The sequence below is a fragment of the Bacillus stercoris genome (assembly GCF_029772985.1).
GTDB lineage: Bacteria > Bacillota > Bacilli > Bacillales > Bacillaceae > Bacillus > Bacillus stercoris.
In genome coordinates, this window is record NZ_CP121861.1 from 341,270 (window position 1) to 356,417 (window position 15,148).

14 protein-coding genes and 1 riboswitch are annotated in these 15,148 nt (G+C 45.4%); of the genes, 6 read left to right on the forward strand and 8 right to left on the reverse strand.

The genetic code is table 11. The annotated features are described in order from the left end of the window. Nucleotides 1–35 precede the first annotated feature (35 nt). The 3 genes from yxjL to QA442_RS01830 are packed head-to-tail and all read right to left on the reverse strand — an operon-like array spanning nucleotide 36 to nucleotide 2,390. Nucleotides 36–692 (reverse strand): two-component system response regulator YxJL, encoded by a 657-nt coding sequence (yxjL, locus tag QA442_RS01820; RefSeq protein ID WP_069150595.1) that lies wholly within the window; start codon nucleotides 690–692, stop codon nucleotides 36–38. Then, nucleotides 679–1,899 carry a sensor histidine kinase gene (locus QA442_RS01825; protein ID WP_040081362.1) on the reverse strand — a complete coding sequence of 407 codons (1,221 nt, stop codon included), beginning with the start codon at nucleotides 1,897–1,899 and terminating at the stop codon, nucleotides 679–681. The genes yxjL and QA442_RS01825 overlap by 14 nt, the downstream gene beginning before the upstream one ends. 17 nt (nucleotides 1,900–1,916) lie before the next feature. Next, complete coding sequence (locus QA442_RS01830; RefSeq protein ID WP_071582451.1) at nucleotides 1,917–2,390, reverse strand: CcdC protein domain-containing protein; 474 nt, start codon at nucleotides 2,388–2,390, stop codon at nucleotides 1,917–1,919. A gap of 228 nt (nucleotides 2,391–2,618) precedes the next feature. Between QA442_RS01830 and galE the strand changes: the two genes are divergently transcribed. After that, a complete protein-coding gene (galE, locus tag QA442_RS01835) occupies nucleotides 2,619–3,638 on the forward strand; it encodes a UDP-glucose 4-epimerase GalE (RefSeq protein ID WP_071582450.1) in 1,020 nt (339 codons plus the stop codon). A 76-nt stretch (nucleotides 3,639–3,714) separates the two neighbouring features. Here the strand turns inward: galE and QA442_RS01840 are convergent, their stop codons facing one another. Further along, the gene (locus tag QA442_RS01840; protein ID WP_134975208.1) at nucleotides 3,715–4,257 is read right to left on the reverse strand and encodes a DUF4352 domain-containing protein; all 543 of its coding nucleotides are present in this window, start codon (nucleotides 4,255–4,257) and stop codon (nucleotides 3,715–3,717) included. A 388-nt stretch (nucleotides 4,258–4,645) separates the two neighbouring features. Further along, nucleotides 4,646–4,748, forward strand: a riboswitch (guanidine-I (ykkC/yxkD leader). 76 nt (nucleotides 4,749–4,824) lie between these two features. Here QA442_RS01840 and QA442_RS01845 point away from each other — a divergent pair. After that, nucleotides 4,825–5,661 (forward strand): YitT family protein, encoded by an 837-nt coding sequence (locus tag QA442_RS01845; RefSeq protein ID WP_003242615.1) that lies wholly within the window; start codon nucleotides 4,825–4,827, stop codon nucleotides 5,659–5,661. Between the two features lie 41 nt (nucleotides 5,662–5,702). Here QA442_RS01845 and QA442_RS01850 read toward each other — a convergent pair whose 3' ends face one another. Beyond that, nucleotides 5,703–7,160 carry an aldehyde dehydrogenase family protein gene (locus QA442_RS01850; RefSeq protein ID WP_069838418.1) on the reverse strand — a complete coding sequence of 486 codons (1,458 nt, stop codon included), beginning with the start codon at nucleotides 7,158–7,160 and terminating at the stop codon, nucleotides 5,703–5,705. A 183-nt stretch (nucleotides 7,161–7,343) separates the two neighbouring features. On the opposite strand from QA442_RS01850, the gene QA442_RS01855 reads away from it, so the two are divergent. From QA442_RS01855 to QA442_RS01870, 4 genes are all read left to right on the forward strand, one after another. After that, complete coding sequence (locus QA442_RS01855; protein ID WP_095431077.1) at nucleotides 7,344–8,237, forward strand: PucR family transcriptional regulator; 894 nt, start codon at nucleotides 7,344–7,346, stop codon at nucleotides 8,235–8,237. A gap of 120 nt (nucleotides 8,238–8,357) precedes the next feature. Next, the gene (msmX, locus tag QA442_RS01860; protein WP_003242648.1) at nucleotides 8,358–9,455 is read left to right on the forward strand and encodes a maltodextrin ABC transporter ATP-binding protein MsmX; all 1,098 of its coding nucleotides are present in this window, start codon (nucleotides 8,358–8,360) and stop codon (nucleotides 9,453–9,455) included. Nucleotides 9,456–9,563: 108 nt separating this feature from the next. Next, a complete protein-coding gene (locus QA442_RS01865) occupies nucleotides 9,564–10,289 on the forward strand; it encodes a ZIP family metal transporter (RefSeq protein WP_041521454.1) in 726 nt (241 codons plus the stop codon). A 102-nt stretch (nucleotides 10,290–10,391) separates the two neighbouring features. Beyond that, nucleotides 10,392–11,231 (forward strand): polysaccharide deacetylase family protein, encoded by an 840-nt coding sequence (locus tag QA442_RS01870; RefSeq protein ID WP_095431078.1) that lies wholly within the window; start codon nucleotides 10,392–10,394, stop codon nucleotides 11,229–11,231. A 12-nt stretch (nucleotides 11,232–11,243) separates the two neighbouring features. On the opposite strand, the gene QA442_RS01875 is transcribed toward QA442_RS01870, so the two are convergent. The 3 genes from QA442_RS01875 to cimH all read right to left on the reverse strand — a co-directional run bounded on the left by QA442_RS01875 (nucleotide 11,244) and on the right by cimH (nucleotide 14,656). Beyond that, nucleotides 11,244–11,435, reverse strand: coding sequence for a hypothetical protein (locus tag QA442_RS01875; protein ID WP_071582446.1), 192 nt, complete (start codon nucleotides 11,433–11,435; stop codon nucleotides 11,244–11,246). 57 nt (nucleotides 11,436–11,492) lie between these two features. Beyond that, on the reverse strand, nucleotides 11,493–13,181 hold the full coding sequence (locus tag QA442_RS01880; protein ID WP_095431079.1) for a M56 family metallopeptidase: 1,689 nt from the start codon (nucleotides 13,179–13,181) through the stop codon (nucleotides 11,493–11,495). A 122-nt stretch (nucleotides 13,182–13,303) separates the two neighbouring features. Next, the gene (gene cimH, locus QA442_RS01885; RefSeq protein ID WP_095431080.1) at nucleotides 13,304–14,656 is read right to left on the reverse strand and encodes a citrate/malate transporter CimH; all 1,353 of its coding nucleotides are present in this window, start codon (nucleotides 14,654–14,656) and stop codon (nucleotides 13,304–13,306) included. Between the last annotated feature and the right edge of the window lie 492 nt (nucleotides 14,657–15,148).

The following is a 15,148-nucleotide window of genomic DNA, read 5'->3' on the forward strand; positions in this document are numbered from 1 at the left end:
TTTGTCTTATTTTATCATGGCGGGCTGAGAGATTTCTATTGCACAATACCGTTTCGAATGGCAAAAACGACAGCCTGTGTCCGGTCTTGGGCATTGCATTTTTGCAGGATGCGGTGCACGTGGGTTTTCACAGTGCTTTCACTGACGAAAAGCTTTTCAGCAATATCCTCATTTCTCAGCCCGTAGGCCATTTGCTGAAGAACCTCGAGCTCTCTTTTGGTGAACGGCTCTGCCAGTTCTTCGACATGAGTTTGCTGTTTCGCCCGAAATGTCTCACTAATAATTTTAGCGGCCGTGACTGTGCGGAAAATCGCCTCGCCCTTGGCCGCAGCGCGAATCGCATCTATCAATTCTTCAGGAAGCGTATCCTTCAGCAAATAGCCGACTGCGCCTGCACGGATGCCTTCAAATACATATTCCTCCGTGTCAAAGGTCGTTAAAATGACAATCTTTGTATCTGGAAGGGCGGACATGATGTCTTTCGCCGCTTCGATGCCTGAGCAATGCGGCATCTGGACATCCATGAGGATGACGTCAGGTTTTGTTTGTTTTGCGAGTGCTATAATATCGTGACCGTCGCCGGCCTCGCCAGAAACTGTCATATCCGTCTGGGCGTTGATGACGTACCGGAAGCCTTCACGCACAAGCGGCTGATCATCGGCAAGCGCGACGCGTATTTTATCTTTGTTCATCTTTTTGCTCCTTATTCGTTGTCGTGAGCGGCAATGACAGCTCAATTTGCAGGCCGCTCGGCTGCACGGCGCTAAAGGTAAGGGAACCGCCTGCTTTTTCAGCGCGTTCTTTCATTCCTGTCAGGCCAAATCCATAAGTAAGGCTGCCGGTGAATTGTCCGTCGTCGATAATTGTGACATAGAGATGGGTTTCGTCGTTAGAAATGACAGTCGCCGCATGAGAAGCGTCGGCGTGACGAATGATATTGGTCAGCGCTTCCTGCAAGATGCGGTAAATCGTTTCGCTTATGTTTTGAGGCCAAGACTCTTCTGACAGTCCGGCAGTATCTAAAGAAACATGCAAGCCGCTCCGTTCCTCCACTTGATGAATGAGCCCCCGCAAAGCGGTAAGTCCCACCATCGATTCACTTCGGCCCATTTGATGAACGACAGACCGTACTTCTTGAAGGCATTCTCTGGCGACACTCAGTACATTTTGAATGACTTTTTCTGAATCCTCCTCGCTGCTTTTGAGGATATAGGGAAGAGATTGGAGCTGAACAATCACAGAAGTCAGCTCATGGCCGATGCTGTCATGAATGTCTCGGGCAATTCTTGTACGCTCCTCGAGGACCGCGTACCTCAATGAAAGAACAGATGCCTCCTGCAGCTCTGCATGCGCTTTCTGGAGTTCTTGATGAGCATGCTCCAGCTGCACATGCATTTTCGCCAATTCAGCATGATTTCGCTCAGCCTCCTTTCTCGCTTCTCGTCTGAAACGCATGGAGGAGAAGAGGACGTACAACCCGATCATGATCGAGATGTTGCTGACGATATCGTCCCAGCTGGTGTCAAAAACAGTATACAAAAAGAAAACATTGCCCCCAATTAGGCACACTGTAAAGATCAAAGACAGCCGTGCAGGGAGCTTTATGGCCGCATAAACCATTAAAAATACGAGTAAGAAAAAGGCGGCTCCCTGCTCTTGGCCGGAAACAGCCCAAAGAAAAACGGTCAGGAGCCAAAGCCCGACGAATATGCTCAAATGAACAGCAGCGGATGCCACATAGGGAATGACCCAAATGAATGCTAAGTACACCGCAAATACAAATGCCAACAAAATGGGGTCGGCTTTGGCTGGATGAGATAAAAATTGTATGCAATTCAAAATGAGAATAAGGCTCGGCACAAGCTTCTTGTAGTGCCGAGCCGGAGATAGTCCGTTCATGCTGGTCCTTCTTTCAGTTATTGAATGGATACTTTGCCAGCGGTCAGCCGTCTGTATGCTTTATAAAGCATAATGTTACGGGCTGTGATGGTGCCGAGGGGAATGAAGAACATAGAATGAATAATGGCAATAAACATCTCGTTGCTCTCAGGAAGCCATGTTCTCGCGGCCATGCGCAAAGAAAGTATCACTAGAATGAGAATAACACTTCCAAGGGAGCCGCGTGAAGTGACCTTTCCGGTTTCCGGGTGAATCCGCACGTTTACCATCTTTCCAATGCCAAACCCGCAGGCCAGCCCGATCAGTAATAAAATGCCGCTGATCGCAACATGTAATACGGAATGAAAATACGCCGGCTGAAACGATGCGGATACGCCCCATAAGAGCAGCAGCGGAATGATCAGAAGCTTTCCGGGTCTGACAGTTCTCTCCCTGTACATCGATAAAACAATAAGAATAAAGACAATCAAAATAGATGGGCTCATCGCCATGTCATCAAATCCTTTCTGCATTAAGCATAGCGAAAATAGGAAAGAAAAACGTCAACCGGCAGATTGATTTTTCAGCTGCTAGACTTGTTCGCGCTGCATAAAGGTATGAAAATGCTGATAATATATGAAGAAACTATTAATAAACGATTAAACTTCTTGAAAATGGATGTGGACCGGTTCTAAACACTATATAATGAAAACAGGTCATTTTTTAGGAGGGTTTACATCATGGCAATACTTGTTACTGGCGGTGCCGGATACATTGGCAGCCACACATGTGTTGAACTATTGAACAGCGGCTACGAGATTGTTGTTCTTGATAATCTGTCCAACAGTTCGGCTGAAGCGCTGAACCGTGTAAAGGAGATTACAGGAAAAGATTTAACGTTCTACGAAGCGGATTTATTGGACCGGGAAGCGGTAGATTCCGTTTTTGCTGAAAATGAAATCGAAGCTGTGATTCATTTTGCGGGGTTAAAAGCAGTCGGTGAATCTGTTGCGATTCCGCTCAAATATTATCATAACAATCTGACAGGAACGTTTATTTTATGCGAGTCCATGGAGAAATACGGCGTCAAGAAGATCGTATTCAGTTCATCTGCGACAGTGTACGGCGTTCCGGAAATATCGCCGATTACGGAAGACTTTCCATTAGGCGCGACAAACCCTTATGGACAGACGAAGCTCATGCTGGAACAAATATTGCGTGATTTGCATACAGCCGACAACGAGTGGAGCGTTGCGCTGCTTCGTTACTTTAATCCGTTCGGTGCCCATCCAAGCGGACGGATCGGTGAAGACCCGAACGGAATTCCGAATAACCTCATGCCGTATGTGGCACAGGTAGCCGTTGGCAAGCTTGAGCAATTAAGCGTATTCGGAAATGACTATCCGACAAAAGATGGGACAGGCGTGCGCGATTATATTCACGTCGTTGATCTCGCAGAAGGCCATGTCAAAGCGTTGGAAAAAGTATTGAACTCCACTGGGGCCGATGCATACAACCTTGGAACAGGCACAGGCTACAGTGTGCTTGAAATGGTCAAAGCCTTTGAAAAAGTGTCAGGGAAAGAGGTTCCGTACCGTTTTGCGGACCGTCGCCCGGGAGACATCGCCACCTGCTTCGCAGACCCTGCGAAAGCCAAGCGGGAACTGGGCTGGGAAGCGAAACGCGGCCTTGAGGAAATGTGCGCTGATTCCTGGAGATGGCAGTCTTCTAATGTGAATGGGTATAAGAGTGCGGAATAAAAAAGGAGGCCTTCTCTATTGAGAAGGCCTTTTTTAAAGAACAAGGGTGCCTGTTAAGGGGCACCCTTGTTAGCTATTATTTGACTTTTACAATAACATCATTACTAAATTTGAGTTTCCAAGTTCCTTTTGCATAAGCTTCCTTGTCCACTTCAAATGCTTTCACATCTGTTACTTTAATATTAGGATTTAGATCACTTAATATTTTAGAGTTGTCAACTTTTGTCTCGGTAGCATAGGTTGAAGAAGCATCGATATCTGCATCATAAGAAGTGCCATCAGCATCAACTAATTTAACAGTTGGAATTGAAAAAGAGCTAATCGGTTTTTTAGATACGTTTTTAACTGTATATTGAACAGCTACAATTGTACCACCATCAGATGCTTTCTTTTCAATATATTGAGTACCGACAGAATCTCTGTCCTCTACCTTCGTAACTGTCACTTCAGTTTTTTCAGTTTTTACGGTATCACCGATATTGTATGTTTTTTCAGTTTCTGCTTTGCTGCTGCTTGATGTTTTGGAAGTGGCTTCTGAACCGCCTCCGCCGCCAATCATATTACCGATAATAATGATGACAACAATTGCGAGAATAAACGTAATGATTTTATGTCTCATAAAAAAGTTACGTTGATCCTTACCACAGTTAGGACATTTTTTTACACCCTTTGCAATTTCTTGACCGCAAGCTTTACAGGGTACTAGTTTTCCTGCCATTTCATTTCCTCCTATGTAATTAAATGTACAAAACATATGTACTATAATGCCCATATTATTTCACTTAGTCAATATAAAATTATGAATTTCTTATAATTATTATCATATATAGTTAAATTTACTTGTAAAATATATGCTTTTTTTCTTATCGGTTATATCTGCTCTTTTTTAATAGATAAATCGTTTTTTCTTTCAGTCTATCTGATGAAATCTCCGCAAATACCCCTTGAACCAATTCGAACCGTCCCGTATAATGCTAATATTGGAAAGTGAAAAGGATATGATAAAAACAGTGGTTTTCTAGGGTTCCGCAATGCAAATTGGACTGTGACCGAGAGAAAACACATAGCAGCTTGGCTGTTATGACACGGTGGGATAAAAGCCCAGGAGTTTCTGCTCTTTTTCGAGAGCGTTCTCCTGGGTTTTTTTATTTGCTAGAACAGAACTATGAGAAGGAGTGTTTTCGTGATGAAAAAGAGAATGCTGGATGTACTTATGCTTGTGATTGGCGCTTTTTTCTTCGCGCTTGCGGTTAATTTATTTGCGATTCCCAATGATCTTGGGGAAGGCGGAGTCACTGGGATTACGCTGATATTGTATTATCTGTTTCAATGGTCTCCCGGTGTCACGAACTTTATCTTAAATGCGTTTTTGCTTTTAATCGGCTACAAGTTTCTGGATGGAAAAACAACCGTTTATACGATCATTGCGGTCGCGGCAAATTCACTTTTTCTCCATCTGACACATGGGTGGAGCATTCCGTCTGATGAATTGATTATTAATACGATTTTCGCAGGTGTATTTGCTGGAGTCGGGATCGGCATGATTATCCGGGTCGGCGGGACGACAGCAGGTTCCGCGATTCTGGCCAGAATTGCTAATAAATATTTAGATTGGAATATCAGCTATGCGCTCTTGTTTTTTGATTTAATCGTGGTATTTAGCTCTTATTTTATTATTGGTGCGGAAAAGATGATGTTTACGATCGTGATGCTGTATATCGGTACGAAAGTGATGGACTTCATTATTGAAGGTTTGAATACGAAAAAAGCCATTACGGTCATTTCAGAAAATAAGAGTGAGATTGCAGAGCAGGTAAATACCTTGATGGATCGGGGCGTGACAATTTTATCAGGGAAGGGAAATTATACGGGCCAATCAAAGGAGATTTTGTATATCGTCATTAACAAACAGGAGCTTTCTATGCTGAAAAAAATCATTAGAAGCTGCGACAAAAAGGCGTTTGTAATCGTTCATGATGTACGCGACGTGTTTGGCGAAGGATTTGTGGATATATCAAAATAAAGAAAAATCCCTCTGTACTTGAAGCAGAGGGATTTTTTCGTTTAGAACGGATATTTGCGGTATTGCTTCTGGATCGAAATCCATTTCGTCACGGTAAATTCCTCGACGACCCACGGATTGCCGAAGCGGCCGACACCGCTTGCTTTGTTTCCGCCAAAGGCAATATTCGGCGAATCATTGACGGACTGGTCGTTGACATGGGTCATGCCGCTGTCAATTTGCAGGGCGAGCTTTTCGCCTTTTTCTAAATCAGAAGTGAAAACCGCAGAGCTGAGGCCATACTCGGTATCATTTGCCATGTCAATCGCTTCCTGATCGCTGCCGGCTTTGATAATGGTTGCGATTGGGGCAAACAGCTCCGTTTGGGCAATTTTGCTGTTGTTGTCCGCGCCGACAAAGACGTACGGCGTGAGTACGTTTCCGACACGTTTTCCTTCAACCGCAAGCTCTATGCCGTCTGCCTTTGCCTGCTCAATGATCTCCAGCGCTTTCTCGATTTGGCGCTCGTTAATCAGCGGGCCGACAACGGTTTTCGGATCGGTTTGATCGCCGTACGGAAGCTGTTTGACACGGGAGGTGAATTTTTCTACAAACTCATCGTATACATCCTGATGAACGATGATCCTGTTGATAATCATACAGATTTGTCCCTGGTGAATAAATTTACCGAAAATCGCGGCATCGACAGCACGATCGACATCCGCATCTGAAAGGACGGCAAATGGATTGTTGCCGCCGAGCTCAAGTGCCATCCGTTTAAAGGCGCGACCGGCGATTTCACCGATGTGGCGCCCGACTGCTGTTGATCCCGTAAAGCTGATTAATCTCGGGATTGGATTGGTGAGCATGCCGTCCCCGATTTCCTTTACATCCGCCAGCATGACGTTAAGGACACCGGCAGGAAGACCAGCGTGCTCAAACGCTTTCGCAATGATGGTTCCGCCGGAAAGAGCGGTTTGGATATCAGGCTTGTGAACAACGCTGTTTCCCAGCGCAATCGCGGGCGCAATCGTTCTCATAGATAAATTCATCGGAAAATTAAATGGAGAAATCGATGAAATGACACCGAGCGGAAGGCGGTAAATCTTATTGATTTTCCCCTCAATGTCGGATGGAACTTCTTTGACGCCGCCTAATTCACCAGTATACGTCATGGCTTCATCTAAAATGGCAATCGTTTGTTCCAGTTCGATCGTTGATTTCATAATCGTTCCGCCAGTTTCGCGAGCGATCATCATAATGATGTCATCACGGTTTTCCTGTAAATAGCCGCGCGCTTTTTGCAGCACGGCTTTTCGGTCTTCCGTCGTGCTTTTAGCCCACTCTTTTTGGGCTTTCTGTGCAATGTCAAACGCATCCTCCAGCTGTTTGCCCGTTGCCAAAGATGCTGTTGTGATCACAGACTGGTCATACGGATTCAAAATGTCCTCCGTACGTCCGCTTTCTCCCTCAGTCCATTTTCCGTTGATAAAACTTTTGTTTAACGTTTCGAAACTCATAAGATGACCCTCCTTTTGGCCCTGCATATCCTCTTCTATTTCCGCTGACGCCAATATGTAAACGAATGAGGTTTTCTTTCAGTTTTTCGTCTATCTATACCGGATATACTCTTTTTTAGTGGAGAACATGTGTATTTCGCCTTATACTGAATATACAGATCCTTACATAAGAGAGGAGACTCTATGAAATCGCTGCTGGCTATTTATCCCGGTTCGATTGTGTCTGAGGAGCTTTGCATAAGGGAAGGCTGTCTATGTTTTTTTGATGAGAGCAGTCAGAGGTACATCTCCATTCCGAAAACAAAGATCAGCGAAAAAGAGGTATTGGTGCTGCAGTCATTTTTGACGGCTGCGGATGAGGGCAATCAAATGTCTATGAAATCAGTGGAGGAAAATAAGTGGTTTTCGTTCCTTTTTTCAAGAGGAGAATTGCCGGCGAATATAAAGAAACGGACAAGGTTTGTTCACTTTCATTTATTCGGCAAAATAGAAAGGACGTCCTTTACGGAAGCGGTACGCCATTTTTGGCCGGTGTCTTTTGTGATTGTGTGGATCCATGAGGACAGAGGCGTCATTGTTGAGCAGGAAAGTGAAGCGGCGGCGGAGAAGGACGAACTGGAATCGCTCGCTAAGGTTCTTGAAAGTGATTTCTACTTCAGTGTCCGTTTTTACGCGGGAAGATTTTACGAGCCGGATGAGTGCCTGCGAAAACATTACGCTCGTGAACAGGCGTATTTTCTGTTTGCTGAAAAACGGCTGCCTCAGGTGCAGAGTGTGACCTTTGAGATGATTTTTCCTTTTCTATTATTAGAAACAGAAAAAGAAAAATTGAAAACGCTGCTCTCTGAAGAAGCTGAGCTTTTATTTGGAAGTGAATCTGAGCTAAGGAAGACCATTAAGCTGTTTATTGAAAACAACTCAAACGTCACATTAACAGCGAAAAAGCTGCATCTGCATCGCAACAGCCTGCAATATCGGATTGATAAATTTATTGAGCGGTCAGGGATAGATATCAAATCGTACAAAGGCGCGCTTCTTGCCTATTTTATCTGCCTGCAAAGTGAAAGTTCAGAATAAATTGGAAATATGCACGAAAAAGGGCTGGGTGATTTTATGAACGCTGCCCATTTTAGCGGGAGGAAATTGCTGTTACACTCAATATAAGAAAGCGTTTACAATAACAAAGGGGGATGTTAGATGGCTGAATTGCGGATGGAGCACATTTATAAATTTTATGACCAGAAGGAACCGGCGGTTGATGACTTTAACCTTCATATTGCCGATAAGGAATTTATCGTATTCGTCGGCCCGTCCGGCTGCGGGAAATCAACGACGCTGCGGATGGTCGCGGGACTTGAAGAAATTTCGAAAGGCGATTTTTATATTGAAGGAAAACGGGTCAATGATGTAGCGCCAAAGGACAGGGATATCGCAATGGTGTTTCAAAACTACGCGCTCTATCCGCATATGACGGTCTACGATAATATCGCGTTCGGACTGAAGCTTCGGAAAATGCCGAAGCCAGAAATTAAAAAAAGAGTAGAGGAAGCCGCTAAAATTCTCGGGCTTGAGGAATATTTGCACCGTAAACCGAAAGCGCTGTCAGGAGGACAGAGACAGCGGGTCGCGCTTGGGCGGGCAATCGTGCGGGATGCAAAGGTGTTCCTGATGGATGAGCCTTTGTCAAACCTGGACGCAAAGCTGAGGGTGCAAATGCGGGCGGAAATCATTAAGCTCCACCAGAGACTGCAAACCACAACGATTTATGTGACGCATGACCAGACAGAAGCCCTGACGATGGCGACACGGATCGTAGTCATGAAAGACGGGAAAATCCAGCAGATCGGGACGCCGAAGGATGTATACGAGTTTCCTGAAAACGTCTTTGTCGGCGGTTTTATCGGGTCACCGGCGATGAACTTTTTCAAAGGAAAGCTCACGGATGGCTTAATCAAAATCGGTTCTGCGGCATTAACCGTGCCGGAAGGAAAAATGAAGGTGCTGCGTGAAAAAGGCTACATCGGCAAAGAGGTTATCTTCGGCATCCGTCCTGAGGATATTCATGATGAATTGATTGTCGTGGAATCGTATAAGAACTCCTCGATTAAAGCAAAAATCAATGTCGCAGAGCTGCTCGGTTCAGAAATCATGATTTATTCGCAGATCGACAACCAAGACTTTATTGCGCGGATCGACGCCCGCCTCGATATTCAATCAGGCGATGAGCTGACGGTTGCATTTGATATGAATAAAGGCCATTTCTTTGACAGTGAGACAGAAGTGAGAATTCGATAAGATCAGCAAAACCGGACATGGAGACATGTCCGGTTTTTTGTTCTTTGTTTGCGAGGTTTACGGAAAAAACGGCAGCGGGTAGTGGTTGGTAAGAAAGGGGAGATAGAGATGTGGAATGCGGCAATGTGGGGCGGGATATCGGGCTCTGCTGTACTGCTGGGCGCGCTGGCGTCCATGTTTCTTCCGATTCGCAAACAGATCATCGGCTATATTATGGCTTTTGGCACAGGTGTATTAATAGGCGCGGCCGCTTATGAGCTTCTTGGGGACGCAGTAGCAGAGGGCGGAATCGTGTCGACAGGCGCGGGATTTATTGCGGGAGCTGTTGTGTTTACGATTTTTGACTACGCGGTTTCCAAACGGGGCGCGTCACAAAGAAAAAGATCGGGACAAACAGCTGCCGGCGGCGGAATCGCCATTTTTATCGGCACGATCATGGATGCTGTCCCAGAATCGATTATGATTGGCGCCAGCCTTCTCGAAGAACAATCGGTCAGCTTTCTTTTGGTGATCGCCATTTTTATCAGCAACATCCCTGAAGGGCTGTCTAGTACAGCAGGACTGAAAAACAGCGGGTACTCGAAAACGAAAATTATGCTGCTTTGGGCCGCGGTGCTCGTGATTTCAATTCTTGCCTCATGGTCAGGATTTTTCTTTCTCGACGGCGCTTCTGAAGAAATCATGTCAGCGATTGCAGCATTTGCGGGCGGAGGCATCATTGCGATGATTGCTTCAACGATGATGCCTGAGGCGTACGAAGACAGCGGTCCGATGACAGGTTTAATCGCCGCACTCGGCCTGTTAACCTCGCTGGTTTTGAATCAGTTTTCTTAAATGTGAGCCGGTCATGATTTCATGTCCGGTTTTTTGCTATTGAAAATCTCAGAATCAGACCGATGAAAAAGGAGGAAGAAATAGACAGAAAGCAGGGAACCGATGAAACGTTTTATCTTAAGCATCTTTCTTTTGGGAAGCTGCTTGGCTCTTGCGGCTTGCGCTGATCAAGAGGCGAATGCAGAGCAGACGATGCCCAAAGCGGAACAAAAGAAACCGGAAGAAAAAGCAGTACAAGTTCAGAAAAAAGAAGACGATACAGCCGGATGGATCAAAACAGAGACACCGGCAAAGCTGCCGATTTTGATGTACCACAGCATTTCCTCAGGAAACAGCCTTCGTGTGCCAAAGAAAGAATTCGAAGCGCATATGAAGTGGCTGCACGATAACGGCTATCAGACATTAACGCCAAAAGAGGCGTATCTCATGCTGACGCAGGATAAAAAGCCGAGTGAGAAATGCGTGCTGATTACGTTTGATGACGGCTACACCGACAATTATCAAGACGCGTATCCGGTGCTGAAAAAGTACGGGATGAAGGCGACGATTTTTATGATCGGCAAATCGATCGGACATAAGCATCATCTGACAGAGGACCAAATGAAAGAAATGACACAGCACGGCATATCGATTGAAAGCCATACGATTGACCACCTTGAGCTGAACGGGTTAACGCCTGAACAGCAGCACAGTGAGATGGCTGATTCGAAAAAGCTGTTTGACGGCATGTTTCATCAGCAAACCTCTATCATCAGCTATCCGGTAGGGCGCTACAATGAGGAAACACTGAAAACCGCCAAAGAAACGGGCTATCAAATAGGCGTGACGACAGAACCGGGCGCGGCTTCGAGAGACCAAGGAATGTATGCCCTCCATCGCGTGCGCGTGTCCCCAGGCATGTCAGGCTCGGCTTTTGGCGCGTACGTCGAATCAATGAAATAAAAAAGGCGGCGCTTAATCGCCGCCGCCACATCCGGAATCGCTAAAACCCCCGTCACTGCTGCATCCATCATGGTGTGAGCCATGATCTGAATAGCCGAAATACCCGCTGTCCGCCTGCTGGCGGCTTTTATGCTCCGATGGCTGCGGCTGAATGACTGAAAGAAAAACAATAATAGATATAAACAATAAGATGATCACAATCACTTCTCGTCACTCCCTTTTTTCACCATATTTGTTATACGGATGAAACGCTGACCGGTTTCATTTCAAAGTGATCGATTCTTTCAGGCGGTCTCTGAGCCAACGCTTCAGCACCCCGTGTCCTTTGTTTGACAATAAAGTGCCGACACGCCAATACATAGGAGGATGAGGGGCGAACTGAAAATCAATCAATCTGAAAAGCCAGCTTTTATCCCGGGTGAGAGAGTCAATTTGAAGCTCGTCTTCATCTGCTTCAGCGCTATAGGCACTTTGTTTCTGTATGTCCTCATCCTGCCGAACCGCCAAGATTCTCAAAGCTTCAGCCATTTGTTTGTAACCGCCCTCCAGCAAGGAAGCGCCAAGGTTGTCAGCACGCACCTCCATCCATTGTGAACAAAAGGATTGATAGAGCTGAAACAGGACAATGATTGCCATAATGAAAGCCCAGAGCGCAATTTTGTGGGCCTCGGGGTGGATGATATGCTGCTCAAACAAGAGGATAATCCCAACGACAGCTCCAAGATAGAGAAAACGCAAAATCTGTGATGACAGTACATCACGTTTTTTAATATGAATCGCCTCATGAGCCAGAATGCCTTCGATGACATGCAGCGGAAGTGTTAGTGTGGCGCTTGTCAGGATGACCATTGACCTCCCGATGTTCATGCCTACAGCCATTCCGTTGTAATCATCACTCTCCGTTTCGTATATGCGGACATGAGAAATGCCGGCCTTGCGGAAAATCTTATCGGCCGCTGTCTGTACATGCGGATGATGACAGGGCTTGGCGTCCATCGCCGCCCGCAACACACGGTCTGACATGTACATGTTGAATACCCAATACAGGAGCACGGCAACAGCCATGACCCATGGAGAGGCGTGTAATGCGTATAACACGAGCACCAATAAGGCGTAAGCGGATATCCCTTTTACGCTGGCGGCAAAATAAAGCTTCCCGAGCAGCCGCTTCACATTTTTTCTATGATAAAACGGCAAAACAGAAATCACATTGTCCACTTTGATTTCTTCATCTGTGTATTCTCGGAAAATCGTTTTCCATTTTTGCGGTTCCTTCACCGTCAGAAACAGTGTTTCGCCGGGAAGAGACAGTTTAATAACTTGCTGAAAGCTTGTTGTCAAATCTAAACGTGATGAATACATCGTCATAAGCGGATGGAGCTTTAAGAGATCAGCCGTTGATTCAAGCTGAATGTCCTTCAAATCGGAAAGCGGGTATGACCGGGTTTCATAGTGTGAGCTGATATGCAATTTTTCTAAGGCTGCTGAATAAAAAACCTTTACGCTGAAAACATTCAGTATTCGCTTCACCAGTGCCCCTCCGCCGGAGATCATGCCGAGAAGGATCACATATTTGAGAGGGCTTGTGTCAGGTCCATAGATGAAAAAAATAACAGCTCCGGCAAACACAATGGCGGTCAGCGTAATGTCTGACAGGAGACGTGTTTTGTTTTTGGCAAGCTCGATTTCCTGCCAGTCTCCCGAAGGTTTTTCCGCACGCTCTGAAACAATGAGATCCATTGCGGTCCAATAGCAGTAGAACATTGTCGCCATTGAGACAATGCCGTCCATGAATGAGAGATGAGAGAAGATGTAAACTGCAGCGCCGACCCATAGCACAATATCAATCCAGAAGTCTATGGCCGGAATGAGTTTTGCAGCCAGGGCTGATATCAAATAAAATCCCAGGCCGAGAAGCATAAAGAGAAATAGATGAGTTCCCATAGGCATGCCAAATTCCTTTCTATCTAGTATTTCCAACTATTACTATAGCATGGGATGGGAACTTGCAAAAATACGGACATGCAAAAAGCAAGCTCTTTCGTTTTCCGAAGAACTTGCTCCGAGGTGTATCAATAAAATTGGTGCAGCAGCAATAAGGTTAAGGATACTGTAATCGCTCCCCCGATGCGGGTAGACACCTGGGCGAACGGCATCAGCTCAAGCCTTTCCGCCGCGCTTAAAATAGCGACGTCACCGGTGCCGCCTTGCCCTGAATGGCAAGCATTAATAATGGCGGTTTCAATCGGATACATGTTCAGCCATTTACCAGTGAAGAAGCCGACGGCCATCATGGTCAAAACGACAGACAGAATTGTAATGATATTGCTGAGGTTAAAAGCAGCGATAAGCTTGTCCCACGGCGTCATGGATACCCCGATCGCAAAGAGCAGCGGATAGGTCACAGCTGTTGAAAAGAAGCGGGATACTCCAAACGCGCCATTTTCAATTGAGGCAGGCGCCAATCTGAACAGCTTGATTAGAACAGCCAGTAACAGCATGGCAACGGGTGCCGGAAATCCGAAAAAATCATGGGCGAGCATGCCGACTAAGTATAAAGAAACAGCAAGGATACCGCCTGACGCAAATAAAGAAAGGTTGAACATGTGCTGACCGCTCTGTGATTCCTCCAGCGCAGGGGACTCTTCTTCGGAGCGGTCCACTTTGCCGTTTCCAGTCAATCCCGGTTTTTTCTTTCCGATTCTGTTCAGCAAGCCCGCTAGAATAATCGCGCACAGGCTGCCCAGCATAATCGATGGGAGAACAAGTGCAAACGCTTCCCCTTGAGAAATGGGCATGATGTCAGAATAGCCAATGGACAGCGGGATAGCACCTTCTCCGACTCCTCCGGCCATGATAGGAATAACGATATACAGCAGTGTATGCTGAAATCCGATTCCGAGCAAAGTCCCGACAGCCAGTCCGACAATAGCGGCTGTGACAGAACCGACAATAAGCGGAATAAAGATTTTCATAAATGCTTTTACGAGTGTTTCTCTTTTCATGCCGAGGATGCTTCCGACGACAATACCGGCGATAAACAAATATAGAAAGTTTGAGTTTTCTGTAAATTCTGTTGTGGATTTGACGATATCATTAGGCAGCAGGTGATAGTACACGACAGCGGATGGAATAAAAGTAGCTAGGATGGCCGGGCCGCCGATAGAACGAACAATCGGTATCGATTTGCCGATTTGGGCAAAGGTAAACCCGAAAAACGCCATGACGGCAATGGATGTCAGAATGTCACTTTTTACATCGTGATGCATAACAAAAACAGTGATTAATATAAACAGCAAGGCATACACAGGAAGCGGTATGATGCCTACTTTTATATTCATGGCTTTCGCAAACCAATTCTCTTTTCGAACCCCTTCGTGAATTGTATCCGTTTGCAATTGCATGTGTGTTTGAAGCTCTCCCATTGAAAAACCTCCCCTATTCTTGATGCAGTGAAATTGTTCACTATGTTAAGTATACTAAAAAATTGAAATTATTAATATATTAAAAATTTACTATTCAGCTTTTCTCCTCTTGCCGGCTTAAATGGAAAGAGGCATTCTGACTAAAATCGGTTTATGACGGAATGCTGAGACTCGAGTGCTGAAGCGGGTGTGAGCATTTTGTTCGCAAGGAACGATGTGTTGATGTACGATGATAAAGGGTCATTTATCCTAGCAGCCGACATAAATAAGCAACAAAATAGACAAAAAACCGTCACATAGTATGGGACTTTTTAGGTGTTTTAGGCTTTATTTTTGAAATGAATCGTTGTAAAGTACTTAATATGAACCAGTCAGAGATTGTGTCATTTTGTCAGTCTAGCAATCTTGCATCATATTGGACGACTTTTTAATACATTTGTGAAATATTGAACAATATTTTTTTCGTCTATTTTGTGAATTACTGATCAAAGT